Raw genomic sequence first — 22256 nt, forward strand, 5'->3', positions numbered from 1 at the left:
AAATATTTAGACCCCAAATAGATTGACCCCTAACGAGCAACGTAATGTGCAATCTTTAACCAACACAATGGTAACAAACATGACAAAAAAGATGGTTTTATCGACGAGCCACCCATTTTCTCTATCCTAGTAGTTAATTTCTAAAAATGAATATAAAGTCAAAAATTAAGAGTAAATAACCACAAAAGAGCCATACATAGACTTGGCTAACAGGGAGAAGAGTGGGAAAGAGAGTGGATAGAGGGGGAAACGGCGCCGCACTATTCCTATGAGGCGCCTTTGGTGATTAGCGTTTTTGTCGCTGCGCAAGCATCGGCATTAAGTGGCGATCGCCTGTAGCTAATAGCGCTTGACCGAAACTCTCGTGCCATTGCGGCCATACGCGATACACATAAGGGTCTTGGACTTCACCAGGATTAAAGCCCCCGATAAAGGCATCACGCATCGCTTTCAGCGCTTTGTCTTGGCCGGTGTCACTGTTATCAAAGCCTTTTTTTCCATCTCGGGCTTTTATCCCGGCCCCGACCGTACTTGGCAGATAAGTAAGCGGCTGATTCAGGCCATTTTGATAGTCTTCAACCAAGGCTTGTAGATGTGCAAGCGCGTCACCTTTGCTGAGTGGGGAAAACTCGATGGTTTCTTTCACGCCCACCAACGTGCTCGGCACCGCTTCGCCCATCGCGCATTGGCATAAATGATCGATCCATACCGCAAGCTGATGACGCACGGTCAGATCGCCGCAATGAAAGCGGACCAAGCTGTCTTGATAACGCCGATTGAGCCAGCCTTGCAATTGCACCTCGCCCAACGCAGTAGGAAGAGTCAGATTAAGCTCAAGATCAGGGCGCGGCGCGGCGAGCAAAGGCGTTAAACGTTGGTACATATCACGGATCACCGTGACTTGCGTATCCAAGGTCAGTTCGCCAAAGTACGCCAAAGGCAACTTGCCCTGGCCACGCTGTCGGGCCATAAAATCCTGCACACTTTGGGGACTGTCATCGGTTTCAATAAAGTGCGCTAACAGCTGATCACGCAGCTGAAAGCGGTGCAAGGTATCTAAACTAAAGGGTTCGAATTCTTCTAGCGGCGCTTCTAACTGCTCAAAGAAGACTTTCAAGCGGCGTTGGAAAAAATAGCGCACGGGCAACCGCCAAAAGCGCTGTAACTCAGCCAACTCAATCACAGGATCCTGGTGGCTGTCCGGATCAGGGCTTAACGCATCGCCAATAAATGCTGGCAGTTGCGTCCCTTGCCCTTTGGCGGCCGGCAGCCACTCTTGCGCGTAGCTACCACCATGAGCGAACGCCTGTGGGCTAAAGGGCGTCAGTGGATGCGTCTGGATAAGCTTTTCTTCCAACCGCTGGCGTGACTGCGCTTCGGGTAAATCGCCGTCACCGGCCAAACAGTAGCCCTGAGTGCAATACTCAAGCAACTCGGTGACCAGTACCGATGGGACTTTTAAGCTGTTGTCTTGCACTGAGCGACCGACATAACTGATATATAAACTTTGCTGTGCCGACTGCAGCGCTTCTAAAAACAGATAACGGTCATCGTCGCGGCGCGAGCGATCCCCCGCCCGCGTCCGACCGACCATCAAATCAAAGCCGACACTGGGCACAGTGCGCGGGTACACGCCATCGTTCATCCCCAGCAGACACACCACATCGAAGGGAATGGAGCGCATTGGCATCAAGGTACAAAAGTTAACCTGCCCGGCCAAAAAGCGCTGGCTGACTCGCTCGTTATTGAGGCGACCATTAAAGTAATCGCGCACCACGGGCAAGGTTAGCGTATGGGTAAAGGCGGCATCGCTGAGCTGTGTCAGCCAACTGTCCAACTGGGTGCGGATAAGCTTTATCGCTAACTCTTCATCCCCTTCAATGGCAAAGCAGTCATCCAGCATTTGGGTCAACCGCGCCACCCACGTCTTGCCATCGCATTCAATCGCCAGTTGCTGCTGGTAGTAAATCAAGGTGTCGATAAACAGCCCTAAACGCCCAGCAAGCTCCGCATTAAGCCCTTGGACTTCATCATAAGGCACGGTGTCTGCAAACAATCCAGCCTCACTCGGCATCGCATAGCCAAGTAACATACGTTTCAGGCCAAACAGCCAGGTGTTTTGATATTGCTCGGGCAAGGCAAACTGGCTCGCGGTATGGGTATCAAGCCCCCAGCGAATGCCCGTTTCTTCCACCCACTGTTTAATCTGATCAAACTGTTGGCTATCGATGGCAAAACGGCGCGATACCGTCGGTACCTCAAGAATTTCCAACAGCTCCGCCGCACTACACCGACTATCGGGCAAGGTGAGTAAGCGTAAAAATGCCGCCAACACTGGGCTTTCTTGATCAGCGCTGCGATCTGAGATGGAAAAAGGAATAAAACGCTCGCGAGGCGCATTACCAAACACCGCTTGAATAGCCGGACTGTAGGCATTGATATCCGCCACCATCACAATCACATCGCGGGGGCTAAGCGATGGGGTGGCCTCAAACATCGCGAGCAGCTGATCGTGCAGCACTTCAACTTCACGCATCGGGCTGTGACAGGCATGGATTGCGATCGAAGCATCATCTGGCTTGATTTCTGTTTTCGCCGCACTGGTTTCAGTCTGCTTGGGATCGCCCGGCTCATTCAAATCCAAAATATCGGCTTGGATGTGATGCAGCAGATTATCGCGAGTGACCTCAACAAAGCCACTATCAATCTCATTACAGGCCATTTCCGAGAGTAGCAGTAAGTTATCGCGCCCCAGTTTTCCCATCGACGCCAGCAAACTGTTCCCTACTTCACCATGCTCGGGCTCATCAAGCCCCAGTGCCAATTGGCTCTCGGCGGGGATGTCTTCAATTCGGCTGATTTTATCCCGCGCTAATGCGGCACGTTTAGCCAGATAGCGCTTGTCGCGAATATCCCCCCAGTAATAACGGCACGGGTTGGTGAACATAAAGTGCACCTCTACGTGCTCACCCAGTGCTTGTAACGCATCCAGATAGCGTGGTGGGAGCGCGGAGATGCCAAACACAAAGACCCGCTCAATATCAGCCAGTCCCGCAGGTTTGTGCTGATGACTGGTTAAGGTATCGATAAACTCTTGATACAAATTGGCGCGATGGTAAGGCGATTGGCCCAACGCCAAGGTGTGATCGTATAAGCGGCGCCACAGTTTTTGCTGCCAAGGTTGCACATCGTCAAGCTCTGGCACTGGTTGTTCTTGCTCCCATGCCAGCACCCACTCGGGGCGATAGACCAAATACTGATCGAAAATATCGGCCACTTTTTCGGCCAGCTGATAAGCACGCTGCTGATCCTGGCTATCTTCTAAATACGCGGCTAAATCAGCGAACTCAGGCTCATCCAGACAGCTGGGTAAGATGTCCATCAGCTTCCATGTCATCGCCTCTTTATTGAAATCACTGCGCTCAGGCACACCACCCAACACTCGCACAAATAGCTGCCAGATAAAGGTAGCGGGAAGCGGGAATTCGACATTAGCGACAATCTGCTGCTCGTTAGCGAGTGCCATTTTTAACCACTGCGCCATGCCGGGGCTTTGCACCAGAATAAGTTCTTTTTGAAAAGGGTCAGACAGCGGTCGCTGTTGGATCAGGGAGACCAACAGCGATTTCAACAGATCGAGCTGATTAGAGTGATAAACAGTAAACACAAGGCGCTCACATGGGAAAGATAACTGGCATCGATTGTGGCCGATTGCCGTGATAAGCGCAAACCGCCACCGACACGCTGCGACCTTGCACACGACTTGCTAACTGTGTGATAGCACAGCAAATCGCTGAGCGATTAAACGCGATTATCACCCACACTGAAGGCAATCAGCTGGCTGATATGGTTCAGTGAACGGCCCGACTCTTGCTGCCACTCATTAAATGCCTGTTGCGCGGCTTGCATCGCCCGCTTGGTCTCTCGGCCGCTATCAACGATTTTAGTCGCGCGCAGATAGTGCTCAATATCGCGGGTGAACAAGAAGGTGTCCTTGCCCATTCGGCGCAAGGTATAAGCACCCGTATTACCGCCTAAACGCTTACCGTGCTTTTTTAAATACTGCCATAAACCAACAATATCTTCGCTGGGCCAATCGGCGACAAACTGGCTAAAACTGCCGTGCGATTGCTGCACGCGGTGGATCATTTCCGCGTTGTGTGGAATGGTCATCACCTTGGTAAGGTGACGAATAATCGCTGGGTTGGTGGCTTTTTCTTCCCACATTTCCGGCGGCATCAGCAGCATTTTCTCAATATCAAAGCCCCAGAACACCTCTTCAAATCCGGGCCATTTTTTACGCACTACCTGCCAACTAATGCCCGACTGAAAAACCTTCTGGCTAAACGCTGCTAACCAGCGATCATCCGGTATTTCACACAGCGCCTGATGTTCAAGCGGTGCCACCAGCATGCGTTCTAATTCTCGTTGACCACCTTTGCGATCGGCGGCACGTTGATAAATGGTGCTAAATTTTTCTCTCATGTCACAATCACGGCAGGGTCGGTAGACAATGGCCCTTATCCTACTGTATAAAAAGACAGTAAATCAACGAAGAGAGGGTAATTATGGCCGTTATCGTCAAGTACGTGGTCGAACGCGAGGGAGAAGAAAAGATGACATTTACCTCCAAAGCCGAAGCCGATGCCTACGATAAAATGTTGGATATGGCAGATGCGATGTTCGACTTGATTGGAGAAAGCGAACTAGTAGACGACGAAGAAAAGCGTGAAGCCTTGTCGCTATACCTTGCTCAACACAAAGACTCGGTCCTCGAGGCGCTGGGCGCCAAACGTAAAGCCGTCAAGAAAAAACCGGCGAAAGCGAGTGACAGTAAAACGGATGAAAGTAGCGACGACAGCAAAGACGCTGACGCTGCCTAGTACTCCCATTGCTGATCCTGTTGGCATCCGCGAAAGAGCAAGCCCACTTGGCTTGCTTTTTTTATACGCTGAACCTGTATTTCACTCGCAAGGTATCACCCACGCTATGCATCAACACGAATCAGTGCCCCGACCTGTGTGGGATTTTACCTTGGTGTTCAGTTGAGTACTTCCAACCGCTGGCGGTTGTCTTTAAGATGAAGCGTTCGATGTTTTAAGCCCAAATATCTATAAGGAGATCTCCCCCAATGGCAAGCTTTGCTCTGGCACTCGGTACCGCGACCCAAAACCAGGACGGAAAAATCATTGAAGCCTTTTTCCCGGCTCCGCTTCTTAACCCGAGCGATGATCTTGTCCGCGCATTAAGCGCGCTGACAGATTACGACGCGGGTAATCAGGTAGTAGCGATTGCACCAGAAACCTGTAGTGCTATCAGTGAAGCCTTCGCGGCGGCTGGCGCTCAAGAGGCCGCTCATTTCGCCAACATGGCACAACAAACTACCCAACCGCTGGTGCTGGTGATCCTCGAAAATGACAGCAAGCCTGCATCGGTTGCAGAAGGCTTTTTGAAGCTTCAACTGATCTCACACCGCTTAGTGAAACCACACGGTGTGGTACTTGACGGACTCTTTGGTCTGCTACACAACATTGCTTGGACCAACCAAGGCCCGATTGACTTGCCTGAGCTATCTGAGCGCCAAATGGAAGCACGTCTGAAAGGCGAAACGCTGACCGTTGAGTGCGTGGATAAATTCCCGAAAATGACCGATTACGTGGTACCTGCCGGTGTGCGTATTGCCGATACCGCCCGCGTTCGCTTGGGCGCCCATGTCGGTGAAGGCACCACAGTGATGCACGAAGGCTTTATCAACTTTAATGCGGGCACCGAAGGCAAAAGCATGATTGAAGGCCGCATCTCTGCGGGTGTAATGGTCGGTCAAGGAAGTGATATTGGTGGTGGCGCGTCGATTATGGGTACCCTCAGTGGCGGCGGCCAGATTGTCGTATCGATTGGCGAGAATTCACTATTAGGTGCCAACGCGGGTCTTGGTTTCCCATTGGGCGATCGTTGCACCATCGAGTCAGGCCTGTATGTCACCGCGGGCACTAAGGTAACCATGCTAGATGCTGATGGAAAAGCAGTAGAAAGTATCAAAGCGCGTGATTTGGCGGGCAAAGCGGATCTACTGTTCCGCCGTAACTCAAAAACAGGAGCGGTTGAGTGTCTGACCAACAAAAGTGCGGTCGAGCTCAACCACGAGCTACACGCCAATAACTAATTAAGCGCGCTTCTAGCGTTTTTTAAAGGCGGCCATCATGGTCGTCTTTTTTATGCCCAGTTTGCTTGAGCCACTCTCGTTTCACCGAAGTGCACCAAAAAGCACAAGCTGATTTGTGGCACATTTTTAACCACAGGGAAAAATAGGAAAAGACACAGGCGCGACGCGGCCCTGACTGGCGGGTAAATCAGCATTCGTGACCTCTCCCAAGGTAGCATTTTTGTCTTTAAGTTCAAGGGATTTCATGCTTAACAAATGTCAGGATCCGTGAAGGCTCACAGTTCAACTTTTCGTTTTTTCTCCCCCCTTTAAACATGAGCCAAGTCACGTTATCAATAGCGTAAAGCGGTAATCTAAAGATGAACCTAATACAGGGGAACAAAGAGGAACGAGTATGAGAGTGGAAATTGCAGGCAAAAACATCGAAATCACTCCCGCCATCCGTGAGCGCATCGAAAGCCGCTTTGATAAGTTGGCCAAGTGGCAGGTGGCACTCATCAATCCTCACGCTGTGATCAGTAAAGAGCCAAACCACCAGTTTAAAGTCGAAGCCAAAGCTGGGTTGCCGGGCTCAACGCTGGTTGCCTCAGCAGAAAGCGATGACATGTACAAAGCAATTAATGATGTGGGCCAAAAGCTCGAGAAGCAACTGAATAAGGTCCAACACAAAGGCGAAGCACGTCGCAATGATAAATCTGCTGCGACGGTTGCGATGGAAGAAAATCCAACCGATGAGGAAATCTAACCCTCAGCGCAACACCTAAATCGCTAAACATGTTAGCCCCGTCTTCGCGGGGCTTTTTGATCCTTGACACGCCAGCCTGCGCCCCATATGGTTAATCCATACGCAAACATAACAACACAACGCCCAATGCTGATTGACGCTCGTTTTTTTCGCTTCTTTTTTATCTCGCCAACGCGGGAGGAAGCGTGCTAAGCCCAATCAGCCTGGCGCACTAACCTCCCAACCGGGAGGTTTTTTTGTATTAGAACAAGGATAATTTATGTCAGACACACCACGCCCACTGGATGAGATACGCACGCGAATAAGCCAGCTTGATCAAGAGCTGCTGACACTATTGGCCGAGCGCCGTCGCTTAAGCCTAGACGTCGCCAAAAACAAAGTCGCGGTGCAAAAACCGATTCGCGATCAAGCCCGTGAGCAAGCCTTATTAGAAAAGCTGGTGACCAAAGCGCAAGATCACCAGTTAGATGCTCACTATGTGCTGAGCCTGTTTCACACCATTATCGAAGACTCGGTGCTGATTCAGCAACGCTATTTACAAAACCTCGCTAATCCCGACAATCAGCGTCCGGTGGCACGAGTTTCTTTCCTGGGCAACCAAGGCTCATACTCCTACCTCGCCGCGCGCCAGTATTTTAGCCGCAAGCAAACCGAACTGGTGGAGATGGCCTGTGACAGCTTTAAACAAGTAGTCGAAACGGTAGAAACCGGCCATGCCGACTATGGTATCTTACCCGTAGAAAACACCAGCTCTGGCTCAATCAACGAAGTGTACGATCAGCTGCAGCACACACGTTTATCGATTGTCGGTGAGCTTACGCTGCCTATCGACCACTGCCTGCTGACTGTCGGCGACCAAGACCCAAGCCAAATTGATACCTTGTATGCCCACCCGCAACCGCACCAGCAATGCAGCGAATACATTGATACTTTGGGTAAAGTGAAGAAGATTTATTGCTCCAGCACCGCTGAAGCCATGCAACAAGTAGCGGATTTAAACCAGCCTAATGTGGCCGCGATTGGCCATGCTGCCAGTGGTGAGTTTTACGGTTTAACCGCGATTAAGAGCGAGATTGCCAACCAACAGCAAAATCACACTCGCTTTATTGTCGTGGCTCGTAAGCCGGTTAAAGTATCATCACTGACCCCTGCCAAGACCACCTTTATTATGTCGACGTCACAACAAGCGGGTTCCTTGGTGGAGTGTTTAATGGTATTGCGCGAGCGTGGCATCAATATGACCAAGCTTGAATCTCGGCCCGTGCTCGGTAACCCGTGGGAAGAGATGTTTTACGTCGATGTTGAGGCCAATATGGCTAGCAACCTGATGCAAAGTGCGCTGGACGAACTCACTACTCTTACCCGTTATCTAAAGGTGCTCGGCTGCTACCCGTCAGAGACCATTTCTCCCACCGAGGTATCGCTGCCGGACAGCAACGAATAATCATAAGTTACCGATAAAAAAAGCCTACGATGTGGGCTTTAATTATTAATACCAATGTCCATATGGAATATCTCTGGCGTCCTTAGGCAGTTTTCTTAACGTGTACTCATCCTTCAAGTATAATTTTTCAAAATTATTTCTTCTAGCTCCAGCAGGAGGCATATCTCTAAGTATTTTAACAATTGATTGTATTTCCTTAGACTCAAATCGACACCCGCGCGATAAAGCATCATGTAGTATAGGAATTAAAGCATTATATTTTTCATTTGCATCTTTTTTGTCTTCTAGTAGTCCATACATCATTTCCAAAGGTGTAGCCAAAGGAGATGCTTTAGATATAGAGCCTAAAAGTGACTTAGAATTCATACTCATTTTATAATGACCTTTGCTATCGCAGCATTAATGCCAACCTCGATTAAAAAAAGAGAATAATGACTAGAACTAAAGCTCTGATCCCAATATCTTAAAATGGGGTATAAATAGTCAGCAATAGTTATTGCAACATATGATAAAGCGATAATTCTACACTCTAAATCGCTAAAAATGACTATATTTCGATACTTTGAATATAATGCGATAATGACAAAAAACATCACAACAGGTGATATGAAATTAATAGCGTGCTCAACATAGTCTCCAACTGTAGACATTGAAAATAACAAAGAAGAGCTGAACACTATATAGATGAAACCCACTAACGGAAAATATCTATTCTGCATAAAAGTCTTATTTAAATTAGTATTTAGGTAAAGGAACAATAAAAAAACCGAAAAACACTACCAATATATAAATACAAAATCGATTGAAAAATCACTCCTCACTGAAGATATGATGTTTTTTAGGATCAAGATCTCACTCTAGTGACCTCATTATTTTTATTCCATTGCTATCTATGACAGATAAGGTATTTCTACGCTATCAAAAAACCAGCCAAGCGGCTGGTTTCGGTATAGATTTATCATCGATTGTCGGAGCGGTTTATATAAGCCTAGGTCGCGGTGCGGTGAGTCGCATCGTTGGCTTGTCGCAACAGGCCTTGGCTTTCTTGTAAAAAACGTGGGGCATAGTCGCCAAACCAGTTTTCCACTTGCGCAAACGCATCGACAAAAGTGGCTTTGTCGTGTTGTTCAAGCAAATCAATCGCTTCGCCAAAACGCTGGTAAAAACGCTTGATCATCGCCAAGTTTTGCGGTGAGGACATAATAATATCCGCATACAAGCTTGCATCTTGGGCAAACAGACGCCCCACCATGGCAAGCTCTAAGCGATAAATCGGTGAGCTTAGCGCAGTAAGCTGATCGAGATTGGGGTTTTCTTCTGCCAGATGGACCCCGTAAACAAACGACGTAAAGTGACGTAGCGCTTGGATCAGCGTCATGCCTTCATCATGCTCAATGGCACTGATCCGGTTTAACCCTGCGCCCCAAATACGAAATTGCTCGAGCAGCCATTGGTATGCCTCAGGCTGTCGGCCATCGCAATACACCATTACCTGTTTAGCAAGGCTGGCCACATCTGGGCCAAACATGGGGTGCAGGCCAACCACTGGGCCGGAGTGCACGGATAACATCGCTTGTAGCGGACCGGATTTCACCGAAGTGAGATCCACCAATAAGCAATCGTCTGGCAGCTGGGTCAGTTTACTAATGACCGTTTCCGTGACGTCAATCGGCACCGAGACCACCACCATCCCCGCATCGGCCAGCAGGGCATCGGCATCCTCCCAATCCTCTTTATCCAGCACCGCAACCTGATAACCCGACAAACGGAACAAGCGAGCAAATAAGCCACCCAGCTGGCCTTTACCCCCAATCACCACCACCTGACGTAAATCTGGGTTTAGACACTTAAAGCCAGAGTCATTTTCACTGCTGTAAGACTCACGCATGGTGCGACGCAGCACATCTTCAATTAAATCCGGTGGCACCCCTTGCGACTGTGCTTCTTGACGACGCGAAGCGAGCATCGCCGCCTCACGGTCCGGTGCATAAATGGGCAAGCCATGCTGGCTTTTCACCTCCCCCACTTCTGCTACCAGCTCTAAACGGCGCGCGAGCAAGCTCACCATTTGTTTATCGACATCGTCTATTTGATCGCGCAGTCGGCTGAGTTCCGCCACCATGGTTTAGTCCTGTTGAGTACGTTGTTGAAGAGAGGTTGCCAGCTCTTGGTGAGCATGACGTAACAATTGTTCGGTAGACGCCCAATCAATGCAAGCGTCCGTGATCGACACACCGTACTCCATCTCATCTTTAGACAAATCCGCCGATTGGTTACCCGCGTTAAGATGGCTTTCGATCATCAGACCAATGACAGAGCGGTTACCTTGTTTGATTTGATGGATCACATCTTCTGCCACCAATGGCTGGCGGCGGTAATCTTTACGTGAATTCGCGTGGCTACAATCCACCATCAGGGACGGGTTGAGTCCCGCAGCTTCCATTTGCTGCTCACATTCGGCGACGGAGACTGAATCGTAGTTGGTTTGCTTACCACCACGTAAGATCACATGCCCATTAGGGTTACCTTGCGTTGTAAGCAGTGCCACTTGGCCCGCTTGGTTGATCCCCATAAACCGGTGCCCAGACGCGGCGGCTTTCATCGCATTAGTGGCGGTGGCCAGATTGCCATCAGTACCGTTTTTAAAGCCGATTGGCATCGACAAACCACTGGCCATTTCACGGTGGGTTTGTGATTCGGTGGTACGTGCGCCAATCGCCGCCCAGCTAAACAGATCACCAATGTATTGCGGGCTGATTGGGTCCAACGCTTCAGTGGCCAACGGGATCCCCATTTGTGCTAAATCCGTGAGCAGACCACGCGCTTGCTTTAAGCCAGATTCCACATCAAAGCTGCCATCCAGATGCGGATCGTTGATTAACCCTTTCCAGCCAGTAGTGGTCCGCGGTTTTTCAAAGTACACCCGCATGACAATAAACAGGTGATCGCTGAGTTCATCCGACAAGGCTTTCAGACGACGCGCGTAGTCTTTCGCCGCTTCAACATCATGAATAGAGCAAGGACCACACACCACCAACAAGCGATGATCGCGTTTATGAATAATATCCGCCACTGTCTCGCGTGCCTCACTGATAGCAGCCCGGGTACTTTTTTCAATAGGGAACTGCGCGCGAAGCTGCTCTGGCGTCAAGAGCACCTGCTCATCACGGATATGAATATTGGTCACCGAATCTTGCTGCATAGCCTTGCCTTTAATGTTCATCATGTTTTACACAAACAATACCAGCCTATATTTTAAAAGCAATACAAACTGTACTTATTTATTTACTCTGTAATTAATAATTTACACTAGAGATTACAATAGAGTCTTACAACGGCAACCGTTACTATAGCGCATTGGTTTTTTTGTGTGGGTCGTTATGGCACTGATTCTCTCACTTCTTCAGCAAATGAGCGTCTATCTGGTTATCGCCTATTTGCTCAGTAAAACACCGGCATTTATGCCACTGCTGAGTATTTCGGGGCGACTGTCGCATAAAGTTGTTTGTTATTTTCTTTTCTCTGGCTTTTGCATTCTCGGTACCTATTTTGGCTTGGGGATTCAAGATGCAATTGCCAACACCCGTGCGATCGGCGCGGTCATGGGCGGATTACTAGGCGGCCCATTTGTGGGCTTTTTGGTCGGGCTAACCGGCGGTTTACATCGCTACAGTTTAGGCGGCTTTACTGACTTGGCTTGCGCCATTTCGACCACGGCAGAGGGCTTGATTGGTGGCGTAATGCATCGCTATTTGGTGTCGCGCAATCAAACCAGCCGTTTATTCTCTCCCACAGTCGTGTTAGGGGTAACCTTCGTTGCCGAGTTAGTGCAGATGGCGATTATCCTCGCGGTCGCTGAACCCTTTAGCCGCGCGTATGAACTGGTTAGCGCGATTGCCGCCCCCATGGTGATTGCTAACTCTATTGGCGCGGCGATGTTTATGAGCATAATTGTCGACCGGAAAACCCTGTTCGAGCGCTATTCAGCGGCATTTTCCAGCAAAGCACTCAAAATTGCTGAACGATCGGTCGGCCTTTTAAGCAGCGGGTTTAATCAACAAAGCAGTGAACAAGTCGCTGCCATTATTCAGCAAGAAACCGGCGTTGGGGCGGTGGCGATTACCGATAGAGAAAAGATCCTTGCGTTTACCGGTATTGGCGATGACCACCATCTCCCCGGTACGCCAATTGCCTCTGATTACACCCGTCGCGCGATTGCCGATGATCAGCTGATCTATATTGATGGTGCGGATATCCCCTATTGCTGTTCACTTTCTCCTTATTGCAAGTTGGGATCGGTACTGGTGATCCCGCTACGCGGAGGCGATGGCTATGTACTGGGGACGGTGAAGCTTTATGAGCCAAAACGTAAGCTCTTTTCGGCCATTAATGTCACCATGGGCGAAGGGATCGCCCGATTGCTCTCGAACCAGATTTTAACCGGCCGTTATCAGCGTCAACAAAGTTTGCTCACCCAGGCCGAATTAAACCTATTACGCGCCCAAGTCAATCCGCACTTCTTGTTCAATGCCTTAAATACGATTAGTGCGGTGGTCAAACGCGAGCCAGAGCGGGCACGCCAATTGATCCAACATCTATCGACTTTCTTTCGCAGTAACCTTAAGCAAAACCGCGAGACCGTCTCGCTTGAGCAAGAGCTGAATCACCTTGATGCCTATTTAGAGCTCGAACATGCCCGTTTTGCCGATCGCATGAGTGTGGAGAAGCAGATTGATCCCGCTATCTTACACGCGGTGATCCCAAGTTTTACCTTACAGCCTTTGGTCGAGAATGCGGTGAAACATGGGATCAGCCAATTGATGGCAGACGGCAAAATTATTATTCGTGGCTGGCAAGAAGGCGAATGCCTGTATTTACAAGTGGAAGACAATGCCGGGCTTTACCAACCCGCAGCACAACACTCAGGACTCGGCATGCGTATTGTTGATAAGCGTGTACGAGGGTTGTTTGGCGGCCAATATGCGCTAAAAATGACCTGTCAGCCTGATATATGGACACGGGCAACCGTCACTTTGCCCTTCACGTATCAAACGCCCAATAAGGAGAGAGAGGCATGATTAAGGCATTGATTGTTGATGATGAGCTGCACGCCCGCGAGGCGTTGGAAGACGAGTTGCTAGCGGTAGGCGGTGTTGACATCATAGGGCAATGCAACAATGCCATTGACGCACTGAAAGCCATCAATCAAACCCGTCCAGACGTGGTGTTTTTAGATATTCAAATGCCGCGAGTGACGGGATTAGAGCTGTTAGCCATGCTCGATCCCGATACCATGCCCAAGGTGGTATTTGTCACCGCCTATGATGAATATGCGGTACAAGCATTTGAAGAAAATGCGTTCGACTACCTGTTAAAGCCCGTTGAAACCGTGCGATTAAAAAAATCCTTGGAAAAACTCACTCGTGAGCTACGCCAGAAAAACGACTACCGAGCAATGACACCAACGTTGGATTTGCTTCCCTGTGCGGGACACAGTCGGATTACATTGATCCCACATCAAGAGGTCGAAGTTGCGCGGACCGCCTTAAGTGGCGTCGCACTGCTCACCGCAAAAGGCGAGTCTACCACGCACCTATCACTCAAGGTCTTGGAGGACAAAACCCCCTTAATACGCTGTCATCGCCAATACTTGATTCACCCCGCCGCTATCCGCGAAATCCGCTTACTCGACAATGGCCTTGCCGAGGTGATTACCTCCTCGGCGCATGTTGTGCCGGTGAGCCGACGTTACCTAAAAGCGTTAAAAAATCAATTGGGGCTTAACTAACCCAGACTTATACGCCAGTGCTCAATAAAATAGGCTATTAGATTGGCTTTGAGAATCGTGATGACCACGCTGCCATTCCATTCTAAAACGCTGAGATCCTGGCCGACTTTCACATACGCCCATATACGGATTTCCGTCTAGCCCAAGCTGATAGGCATGAGCAGGATCGCAGTAATCATCAATACCATGGATGTAGCCTTGCTCGTAGTCGAGATAATTTGCATTCATCGGCCCAGTCGCTTTACTTGCCAGGGTTTGTAAATCTTTCACGGATCGCTGTGGCAAACCACGCTGACCATCTTGCTCCCCCAAGCCATACCAATTTTGATCGTCAACCAAGCCTTGGGTGGTAGAAGCAGCGCACCCGGCCAAAAGTAAAACGGCGAATAATAAAAAAAACGTCTGTTTCATGCCCTGTCCTACCCTCATAAAAAAGCCTCAGTAAATACTGAGGCTTAGATCTTAGCGTATTTGACTGAATATTGCTTGAAGACCAGTCATATAGCTGAGCGCAGACCCATCAGCTATAACGCCTTACCTATAACTGCTTTTCATTGGCGATTAACTGCGAATTGGGTTTATAACCGATAAAGAACCCAATTGTGGCGACAACGGTTGCCCCGACACCAATCATGGTAGCGATATTCATCGGTAAGCTAAAACCGATTTCAGCATTGGCCAAATAAGTGACAGTTACCGCGGTCATAAACATCGCAGGAATGGTGCATACCCAGTGCAGCTTATCACGCTTAATAAGATAGGCTGCCGCGGCCCACAACATGATCATCGCGGTAGTTTGGTTAGCCCAGCCGAAGTAACGCCAAATCACGCCAAACTCCGCTTTGGTGATCAAAAAGCCGACCACAAACATGGGGATCGCAATCATCAGGCGCTTCACCATCGGTTTTTGCTGAATATTCAGAAAGTCGGCGATAATCAGACGCGCAGAACGGAAAGCAGTGTCGCCAGAAGTGATCGGCAACACAATCACCCCTAATACCGCCATAATGCCGCCGACCGTGCCAAGTAGCGAGGTGGAAACCTCATGCACCACCGCTGCCGGGCCACCGTTAGCGAGCGTTTGATTAAGCGCGTCACTCGATTCATAGAAGCTTAAGCCCAGACTACACCAGATAAGCGCAATCACACCTTCACCAATCATGGCGCCATAAAAGATAAACCGGCCTGACTTTTCATTCTGCATACAACGCGCCATTAATGGCGATTGGGTGGCGTGGAAGCCTGATACCGCACCACAAGCGATGGTGATAAACAGTAATGGCCATAGTGGCAGATCGGTCGGATGGAAGTTGGTGGCAAAATCGAGCCCTTGGCTGTAGAAGCTGTGATCGCTCACGGCCAAGCCGATAATCAAGCCCACCGACATAAAGACAAGCAAAGCGCCAAATATAGGATAAAAACGGCCAATAATTTTGTCTATCGGCACCACGGTGGCCAATACATAGTAGGCAAAGATAATGCCCACCCACAGCGCCACGCTCATTTCTGACAGACTACCTAACAACTTGGCTGGACCGAGCACAAACACCACGCCCACCAGCATCAAGAGTAACACCGCAAAGAAGTTCATAAAATGTTTAGCGAAGTTACCGAGATGCTCGCCCACGACAGAAGGGACAGATGCGCCATTGGCACGCACACTGAGCATACCAGAGAAATAATCATGCACGGCGCCGGCAAAAATGCAGCCAAACACAATCCATAGCATGGCAACAGGGCCATATAACGCACCGAGTATTGGGCCAAAAATCGGACCGAGGCCTGCAATATTAAGCAGTTGAATCAGATATACTTTCTTATCTGACAGTGGCACAAAGTCGACACCATCGTTCATGCTCATGGCCGGGGTCGCTTTTTGCGGTTTGGCCCAAAAATTTTGGTAATGAAAGTGCCGTAGGTAAAGTAGCCGACAATCAAGGTCACTACGCAAAGTAAAAACCAGGACATAATTGCTCTCCGTGTCGTTAGCAGCGCTGCTGCCAATCTTTTAGTAGGGGACAGATGCCATTTTGCCGATTGCGTTGTCGAATACACGCGCTTTAACGGCGAGTGGTCGCCGGTGCAGATAAACGGTTGTAAACAGGATTAAGTGGTGAGGGCGGTGAAGGGTGAGGTGTGAATGAGCCGATTGGCCATTAAAAAGCCCGTCCTACAGGACGGGCTTTTGAGCAATAAACGCCATAGGGGCGATTACTTCTTGTTAAGACGCTCTTTGATTCGAGCTGACTTACCAGAACGCTCACGCAGGTAGTACAGTTTGGCACGACGTACTGCACCGCGACGTTTAACAGTAATGCTGTCGATAACTGGCGAATGGGCTTGGAAAGTACGCTCTACACCTTCACCGCTAGACATTTTACGTACGGTAAATGCAGAGTGTAGACCACGATTGCGCTTAGCGATAACCACACCTTCATATGGCTGCAGACGCTCACGGTTACCTTCTTTTACTTTAAGCTGTACCAGGACAGTGTCACCTGCTTGAAACTCAGGCAGGTCTTTTTTCATTTGCTCGTCTTCGAGCTGCTTGATGATGTTACTCATTATTTATAACCCTAGAATAAACTGAAACTCAATTTGATTCGGCACTTGCACGATGTTCTTTGATGAACTCGGCAAGTAGTGATTCCTGTTCGTCAGTCAGAGCTAGGTTTTCCAGGAGCTCTGGTCGTCGTAACCAAGTGCGACCTAGCGATTGTTTTAATCGCCAGCGACGAATGTCCTTATGATTACCGGATTTTAGCACCTCTGGTACCACCAACCCATCTAACACTTCAGGACGCGTGTAGTGTGGACAGTCTAACAACCCATTGGCAAAGGAATCTTCCTCTGCTGACGCCATATCGCCTAGCACACCCGGTACAAACCGAGCAACAGCATCGACTAACGTCATCGCGGGCAGCTCGCCCCCACTAAGCACAAAATCTCCCACTGACCATTCTTCGTCAACGTGAGTTTGAATAATGCGCTCGTCTACCCCTTCATACCGGCCACAAATCAAAATAAGTTTATCATTGCTCGCCAGCGACTCGACCCCCGCTTGATCGAGCTTGCGCCCTTGCGGAGAGAGGTAAACCACTTTCGCTTTATCGCCTGCGGCTTGTTTAGCGGCATGAATCGCATCGCGCAAAGGCTCTACCATCATTAACATGCCCGGGCCACCGCCGTAAGGTCGGTCATCGACCGTACGGTGTTTGTCGTGGGTGAAATCACGCGGATTCCACGTTTCGACGTTTAACAGCCCTTTTTTTACCGCTTGGCCCGTGACTCCAAAATCAGTGACCGCTCGGAACATTTCTGGAAACAGGCTGATAATGCCAACCCACATATTTCCGCTCGCTTACTGTTGGAGTTTAAAAACCAGGATCCCAGTCAACTTCGATCCGTTGAGCAGTGCGATCAATCGACTTGATGACCTGCTCTTCAAGGAACGGAATTAAGCGTTCCTTTTTACCAAAAGCATCTTTCAGGTTGGCTTTAACGACAAGCACGTCGTTCGAGCCTGTTTCAAGCATGTCAGTCACAGTGCCGAGGTGATAGCCTTTTGCATTCACCACGTCCATACCAAACAGCTCACGCCAATAAAACTCTTGATCTGATAAAGCAGGAAGCGCTTGTGCACTGACTGCAATCTCAGCGTTGGTCAGCATCTGCGCGTCTTCGCGCTGATCCAGCCCCGTAAGTTTGGCGACATACCCTTTATTGTGGCGTTTCCAGTCTTCGACCTCGAAACGTTGCCACTGCCCGCGCACCTGGATAAACCAGGGTGAGTAGGCAAAAATGCTTTCAGCATCTTCAGTGTAAGAAAAAATCTTGAGCCAGCCTCGTATGCCGTACGACGAGCCTAGCTTGCCAACGACAATCGTCTCTTGCTCACTCATTTCTTCTTTTAACCCTGACACTGATCAATTACGCCGCTTGCGCTGCGTCTTTGACTAGCTTAGCAACACGGTCAGAAACCGTTGCGCCTTCGCTAACCCAGTGGTTTACGCGATCCAGGTCAAGGCGTAGTTTCTCTTCCTGGCCTTGAGCAACAGGGTTGAAGAAACCAATTTTTTCGATGAAGCGACCGTCGCGCGCCTGGCGGCTGTCAGCTACAACGATTTGATAAAATGGGCGTTTTTTCGCGCCATGACGTGCCAAACGAATGGTTACCATATCGTCCTCATTTGCATTACTTAATAAAATTGGCCCCGTTTCGCGTAAGCAATGCGGGGCCTCGTGCCAAAATAAAGCTCGGGAATTTTACTCTTTATTGCTGTGAATGCAACTGGTTTAGTCAAATTTCCACCAGCTGTCCCCAGCCTCACAGCGAGTTATCAAGCCTGCTAGCACTGGGCTAACAAGCAAAATATCGAATCGGATTAACCCATGAATCCGCCAGGGCCGCCGGGACCACCACCGGGTGGCATCATGCCCTTCATTTGGCGCATCATATTGCGCATGCCACCTTTTTGCATTTTCTTCATCATCTTCTGCATTTGGGTGAACTGCTTAAGCAAGCGGTTGACGTCTTGCACCTGGGTGCCTGAACCGGCGGCAATCCGCTTTTTGCGTGACCCTTTGATGATTTCTGGACGCTGGCGCTCACGCGGTGTCATCGAGTTAATGATCGCTTCCATCTGCAAGAACATTTTATCATCAACGTTATCTTTCACGTTATCAGGCACATTGGACATGCCAGGCAGCTTATCCATCATGCCCATCATGCCACCCATGCCCTTCATCTGCTCAAGCTGATCACGAAAATCGGCCAAGTCGAAGCCTTTCTTCTGCTTGAACTTCTTGGCCATTTTCTCGGCTTTGTCTTGATCGACATTACGCTCGAGATCTTCGATAAGCGACAGCATGTCGCCCATCCCCAATATACGGGATGCCACCCGGTCAGGATGGAAAGGCTCAAGTGCGTCTGTTTTTTCACCCACACCCAAGAACTTAATCGGTTTACCGGTGATATGACGCACCGACAGTGCGGCACCACCACGGGCGTCACCATCAACCTTGGTCAGAACCACACCCGTCAATGCCAATGCATCGTTAAAGGCTTTGGCGGTGTTCGCCGCATCTTGGCCTGTCATGGCGTCTACCACGAACAGGGTTTCAACAGGGTTGATCGCGCGGTGAACGTCTTTGATTTCGCCCATCATGGCGTCATCGACATGCAAACGACCCGCCGTATCGACAATCACTACGTCATAAAATTTTAGCTTGCCGTGCTCAACCGCGGATTGAGCAATATCGACTGGATTTTGGTCAGTGCTGGACGGGAAAAAATCAACCCCCACTTCGCTAGCCAAGGTCTCCAACTGTTTGATCGCCGCCGGGCGATACACATCGGCAGACACCACTAACACTTTTTTCTTTTCTTGCTCGGTAAGCATCTTACCCAGCTTACCCACACTGGTGGTTTTACCCGCCCCTTGCAAGCCCGCCATCAAAATCACTGCGGGCGGCTGCGCCGCAAGATCCAATTTTTCATTGGCGTCGCCCATCACCGCTTCAAGCTCAGCTTGAACAATCTTGATAAACTCTTGCCCTGGGGTCAGGCTTTTAGAGACTTCAATGCCAACGGCGCGTTCTTTGACGCGTTTAACAAAATCACGAACCACAGGGAGCGCGACATCGGCTTCCAGTAGCGCCATACGCACTTCGCGCAGGGTTTCTTTGATATTGTCTTCCGTTAATCGCCCACGGCCGCTCACATTTTTGAGCGTCCGGGATAAACGTTCTGATAAGTTTTCAAACATGCGTTACTCGCCCACTCGTCCTATTGGCCCATGATTTTTCATCTGGGTGCAATCGCTGTCGCGAAATTACTGAGATTATACCGCAATCCCCCCATCACTTGCATGTATCGATAGCGACAGAGATTGAGGCAAGGTATACTCACACCTTCATTCTTATTGATTAACTGACTGATCGGTGACGATGGAAATTCTGACAGCCTTGTTGGCATCACTGCTTTATCTGGCCGCCATTTTGCAGATCATCCCCGGCTTGTCCAGCAACAATCAAATTAGTGCGAAGCCGGTCTTTTTCACCGCACTGGCTGCGCTGGCGTTACATGCTTATCTGCTCAAAGATCTGATTTTATCAGGAAGTGGGCAGAATCTTAGCATGCTCAACGTCGCCTCCTTGGTGAGTTTTATCATTGCGATGATGACGACCGGGCTAATTTTCCGATTGCGGCTATGGTTCTTGCTGCCGGTGGTTTATGCCTTTGCAGGACTAAACCTTGCGAGCGCGACCCTGCTGCCCGGTGCCTTTATTACGCATCTTGAATCACATCCAGAGGTGCTATTACACATTTCTCTGGCTCTGTTTTCATACTCAACATTGATGATTGCTACCCTGTACGCATTGCAATTGGCTTGGCTGGATTATCAGCTCAAACACAAAAAGCGCCAGGTGATTAATCATAATGTTCCTCCTTTAATGATGGTGGAGCGTCAGCTTTTCAACATCATTTTAGTCGGACAAGTATTATTAACACTCACTCTAATCTCTGGTTTTGTCTTTGTCGATGACATGTTCGCGCAAGGAAAAGCGCACAAAGCCTTCCTCTCGATGGCCGCTTGGGGAGTCTATGGTGTACTCCTTTGGGGGCATTATCAGTCCGGCTGGCGTGGACGTCGGGTGGTCTGGTTTAGTATCGTGGGCGCGTTTCTCCTTACTCTGGCCTACTTTGGTAGCCGGTTTGTTCGTGAGATATTGATTGCAGGCTATTGATTACGCGCATTTAGCGTAAACCCTCGAGCACACGCTCTGATTTTAAAACAAACGTAAGGAACAGTTCGTTGGACGACATATCGACGGGAATATTAATTTCCCTTTTGGTATTGCTTATCGTCATTTCCGGTTATTTTTCCGGGTCTGAGACAGGCATGATGGCACTTAATCGGTACCGGTTGCGCCACCTCTCTAAATCAGGCCACAGTGGCGCTAAGCGGGTCGAAAAACTGCTTGCTCGGCCAGACCGATTGATTGGGCTTATTCTGATCGGTAATAACCTGGTAAATATTCTTGCCTCTTCAATCGCGACCGTCCTAGGGTTACGTTTGTATGGCGACGCAGGGATTGCGATCGCAACCGGTGTGTTAACGATGGTGATCCTGGTGTTTGCCGAAGTCACGCCCAAAACGCTGGCTGCTCTTTATCCAGAGCGCGTATCGTTTATTAGCAGCCATTTGCTCACCATCCTAATGAAGGTGTTTTATCCGCTTGTTAGCCTGGTGAACTTTATCACCAATGGTTTTTTGCGCTTGTTAGGAATAGGCGCTAAAGCCGACGGCAAAGATAATCTAAGCACCGAAGAGCTGCGGACCATTGTCAACGAAGCCGGTAGCTTGATCCCTCGTCGTCACCAGCATATGTTGCTATCAATCCTAGAGCTTGAGGAGGTGACCGTGGATGACATCATGGTGCCACGCAATGAGATCACTGGGATTAATATCAATGATGACTGGAAGTCCATCATGCGCCAATTCACGCATGCCCCGCATGGAAGAATGGTGTTATACCGCGATACCATCGACGAGGTGGTTGGGATGCTGCGCGTCCGCAAAGCCTATCGCCTGATGGTTGAGAAAAACGAATTTAATAAAGAGACGCTGCTTCGCGCCGCCGATGAAGTCTATTTTATTCCGGAAGGCACGCCACTGAACGTACAAATGCTTAAATTTCAGCGTAATAAGCAACGTATCGGCTTAGTGGTAGACGAATACGGCGACATGATTGGCCTGGTGACGTTAGAAGACATTCTCGAAGAGATCGTGGGTGAGTTTACCACCTCTTTATCACCGAGCTTGGCCGAAGAGATTACGTCATTGACCGATGGTGGCTATTTGATTGAAGGTAGCGCCAATATTCGCGATTTGAATAAGAGTCTTAACTGGACCTTACCCACTGACGGCCCCCGTACCCTCAATGGTTTAATTCTCGAGCACTTGGAGGATATCCCTAAAAGCCGCTTGAGCATTGAAATTGATGGTCACCATATTGAAATTGTCGATGTTGCCGACAATATGATCAAGCAAGTCAAAGTCCTCCCTACAGACCAACCCGACGCCAATATTAGTGTTTAGACCATGCAGCG

19 protein-coding genes and 1 pseudogene are annotated in these 22256 nt (G+C 49.4%); 8 read left to right on the forward strand and 12 right to left on the reverse strand.

Going from position 1 to position 22256, the window contains the following annotated elements; genetic code table 11:
* Positions 1–286 precede the first annotated feature (286 nt).
* Both recC and HLG76_RS09690 read right to left on the reverse strand, forming a co-directional pair.
* Positions 287–3667 carry an exodeoxyribonuclease V subunit gamma gene (gene recC / locus HLG76_RS09685; protein WP_175993551.1) on the reverse strand — a complete coding sequence of 1127 codons (3381 nt, stop codon included), beginning with the start codon at positions 3665–3667 and terminating at the stop codon, positions 287–289.
* Between the two features lie 134 nt (positions 3668–3801).
* Entirely contained in the window at positions 3802–4485 is a 684-nt protein-coding gene (locus tag HLG76_RS09690; RefSeq protein WP_175993552.1) for a DNA-3-methyladenine glycosylase I, read from the reverse strand.
* Positions 4486–4568: 83 nt separating this feature from the next.
* On the opposite strand from HLG76_RS09690, the gene HLG76_RS09695 reads away from it, so the two are divergent.
* The 4 genes from HLG76_RS09695 (at position 4569) to pheA (ending at position 8352) form a co-directional block, all read left to right on the forward strand.
* Complete coding sequence (locus HLG76_RS09695; RefSeq protein ID WP_077660046.1) at positions 4569–4883, forward strand: YebG family protein; 315 nt, start codon at positions 4569–4571, stop codon at positions 4881–4883.
* Between the two features lie 248 nt (positions 4884–5131).
* Entirely contained in the window at positions 5132–6163 is a 1032-nt protein-coding gene (dapD, locus tag HLG76_RS09700) for a 2,3,4,5-tetrahydropyridine-2,6-dicarboxylate N-succinyltransferase (RefSeq protein WP_175993553.1), read from the forward strand.
* A 394-nt stretch (positions 6164–6557) separates the two neighbouring features.
* Positions 6558–6908 carry a ribosome-associated translation inhibitor RaiA gene (gene raiA, locus HLG76_RS09705; RefSeq protein WP_021022049.1) on the forward strand — a complete coding sequence of 117 codons (351 nt, stop codon included), beginning with the start codon at positions 6558–6560 and terminating at the stop codon, positions 6906–6908.
* Between the two features lie 259 nt (positions 6909–7167).
* Positions 7168–8352: a prephenate dehydratase gene (gene pheA / locus HLG76_RS09710; protein WP_077678762.1), complete on the forward strand. Its 1185-nt coding sequence runs from the start codon at positions 7168–7170 to the stop codon at positions 8350–8352.
* A 45-nt stretch (positions 8353–8397) separates the two neighbouring features.
* Here the strand turns inward: pheA and HLG76_RS09715 are convergent, their stop codons facing one another.
* The 3 genes from HLG76_RS09715 to HLG76_RS09725 all read right to left on the reverse strand — a co-directional run bounded on the left by HLG76_RS09715 (position 8398) and on the right by HLG76_RS09725 (position 11554).
* A complete protein-coding gene (locus HLG76_RS09715) occupies positions 8398–8724 on the reverse strand; it encodes a hypothetical protein (RefSeq protein ID WP_021022051.1) in 327 nt (108 codons plus the stop codon).
* Positions 8725–9340: 616 nt separating this feature from the next.
* Positions 9341–10474 carry a bifunctional chorismate mutase/prephenate dehydrogenase gene (gene tyrA / locus HLG76_RS09720; protein ID WP_175993554.1) on the reverse strand — a complete coding sequence of 378 codons (1134 nt, stop codon included), beginning with the start codon at positions 10472–10474 and terminating at the stop codon, positions 9341–9343.
* Between the two features lie 3 nt (positions 10475–10477).
* The gene (locus HLG76_RS09725) at positions 10478–11554 is read right to left on the reverse strand and encodes a 3-deoxy-7-phosphoheptulonate synthase (RefSeq protein WP_021022054.1); all 1077 of its coding nucleotides are present in this window, start codon (positions 11552–11554) and stop codon (positions 10478–10480) included.
* A gap of 178 nt (positions 11555–11732) precedes the next feature.
* Here HLG76_RS09725 and HLG76_RS09730 point away from each other — a divergent pair, with 178 nt between their 5' ends.
* Positions 11733–13430, forward strand: coding sequence for a sensor histidine kinase (locus tag HLG76_RS09730; protein ID WP_077459762.1), 1698 nt, complete (start codon positions 11733–11735; stop codon positions 13428–13430).
* Entirely contained in the window at positions 13427–14140 is a 714-nt protein-coding gene (btsR, locus tag HLG76_RS09735) for a two-component system response regulator BtsR (protein WP_077646085.1), read from the forward strand. The genes HLG76_RS09730 and btsR overlap by 4 nt, the downstream gene beginning before the upstream one ends.
* Before the next feature lie 21 nt (positions 14141–14161).
* On the opposite strand, the gene HLG76_RS09740 is transcribed toward btsR, so the two are convergent.
* The 7 genes and pseudogenes from HLG76_RS09740 to ffh form a co-directional block, all read right to left on the reverse strand.
* Positions 14162–14551, reverse strand: a complete 390-nt coding sequence (locus HLG76_RS09740) for a DUF2799 domain-containing protein (RefSeq protein ID WP_077576449.1) — start codon at positions 14549–14551, stop codon at positions 14162–14164.
* Between the two features lie 127 nt (positions 14552–14678).
* Positions 14679–16108: pseudogene (locus tag HLG76_RS09745) on the reverse strand (carbon starvation protein A).
* Between the two features lie 243 nt (positions 16109–16351).
* Positions 16352–16705 (reverse strand): 50S ribosomal protein L19, encoded by a 354-nt coding sequence (gene rplS / locus HLG76_RS09750; RefSeq protein WP_021022059.1) that lies wholly within the window; start codon positions 16703–16705, stop codon positions 16352–16354.
* A gap of 28 nt (positions 16706–16733) precedes the next feature.
* A complete protein-coding gene (trmD, locus tag HLG76_RS09755; RefSeq protein WP_077576447.1) occupies positions 16734–17489 on the reverse strand; it encodes a tRNA (guanosine(37)-N1)-methyltransferase TrmD in 756 nt (251 codons plus the stop codon).
* Positions 17490–17514: 25 nt separating this feature from the next.
* Positions 17515–18042, reverse strand: coding sequence for a ribosome maturation factor RimM (gene rimM, locus HLG76_RS09760; RefSeq protein WP_021022061.1), 528 nt, complete (start codon positions 18040–18042; stop codon positions 17515–17517).
* Between the two features lie 28 nt (positions 18043–18070).
* Positions 18071–18319: a 30S ribosomal protein S16 gene (gene rpsP, locus HLG76_RS09765; protein WP_021022062.1), complete on the reverse strand. Its 249-nt coding sequence runs from the start codon at positions 18317–18319 to the stop codon at positions 18071–18073.
* 206 nt (positions 18320–18525) lie between these two features.
* Entirely contained in the window at positions 18526–19908 is a 1383-nt protein-coding gene (gene ffh, locus HLG76_RS09770; protein ID WP_077459766.1) for a signal recognition particle protein, read from the reverse strand.
* A 181-nt stretch (positions 19909–20089) separates the two neighbouring features.
* On the opposite strand from ffh, the gene HLG76_RS09775 reads away from it, so the two are divergent.
* Both HLG76_RS09775 and HLG76_RS09780 read left to right on the forward strand, forming a co-directional pair.
* On the forward strand, positions 20090–20890 hold the full coding sequence (locus HLG76_RS09775; RefSeq protein WP_021022064.1) for an inner membrane protein YpjD: 801 nt from the start codon (positions 20090–20092) through the stop codon (positions 20888–20890).
* Positions 20891–20958: 68 nt separating this feature from the next.
* Positions 20959–22245: an HlyC/CorC family transporter gene (locus HLG76_RS09780; protein WP_077459767.1), complete on the forward strand. Its 1287-nt coding sequence runs from the start codon at positions 20959–20961 to the stop codon at positions 22243–22245.
* The last annotated feature ends 11 nt before the right edge of the window (positions 22246–22256 follow it).

The sequence above is a fragment of the Salinivibrio sp. EAGSL genome (genome assembly GCF_013366455.1).
Taxonomy (GTDB): Bacteria; Pseudomonadota; Gammaproteobacteria; order Enterobacterales; family Vibrionaceae; genus Salinivibrio; species Salinivibrio costicola.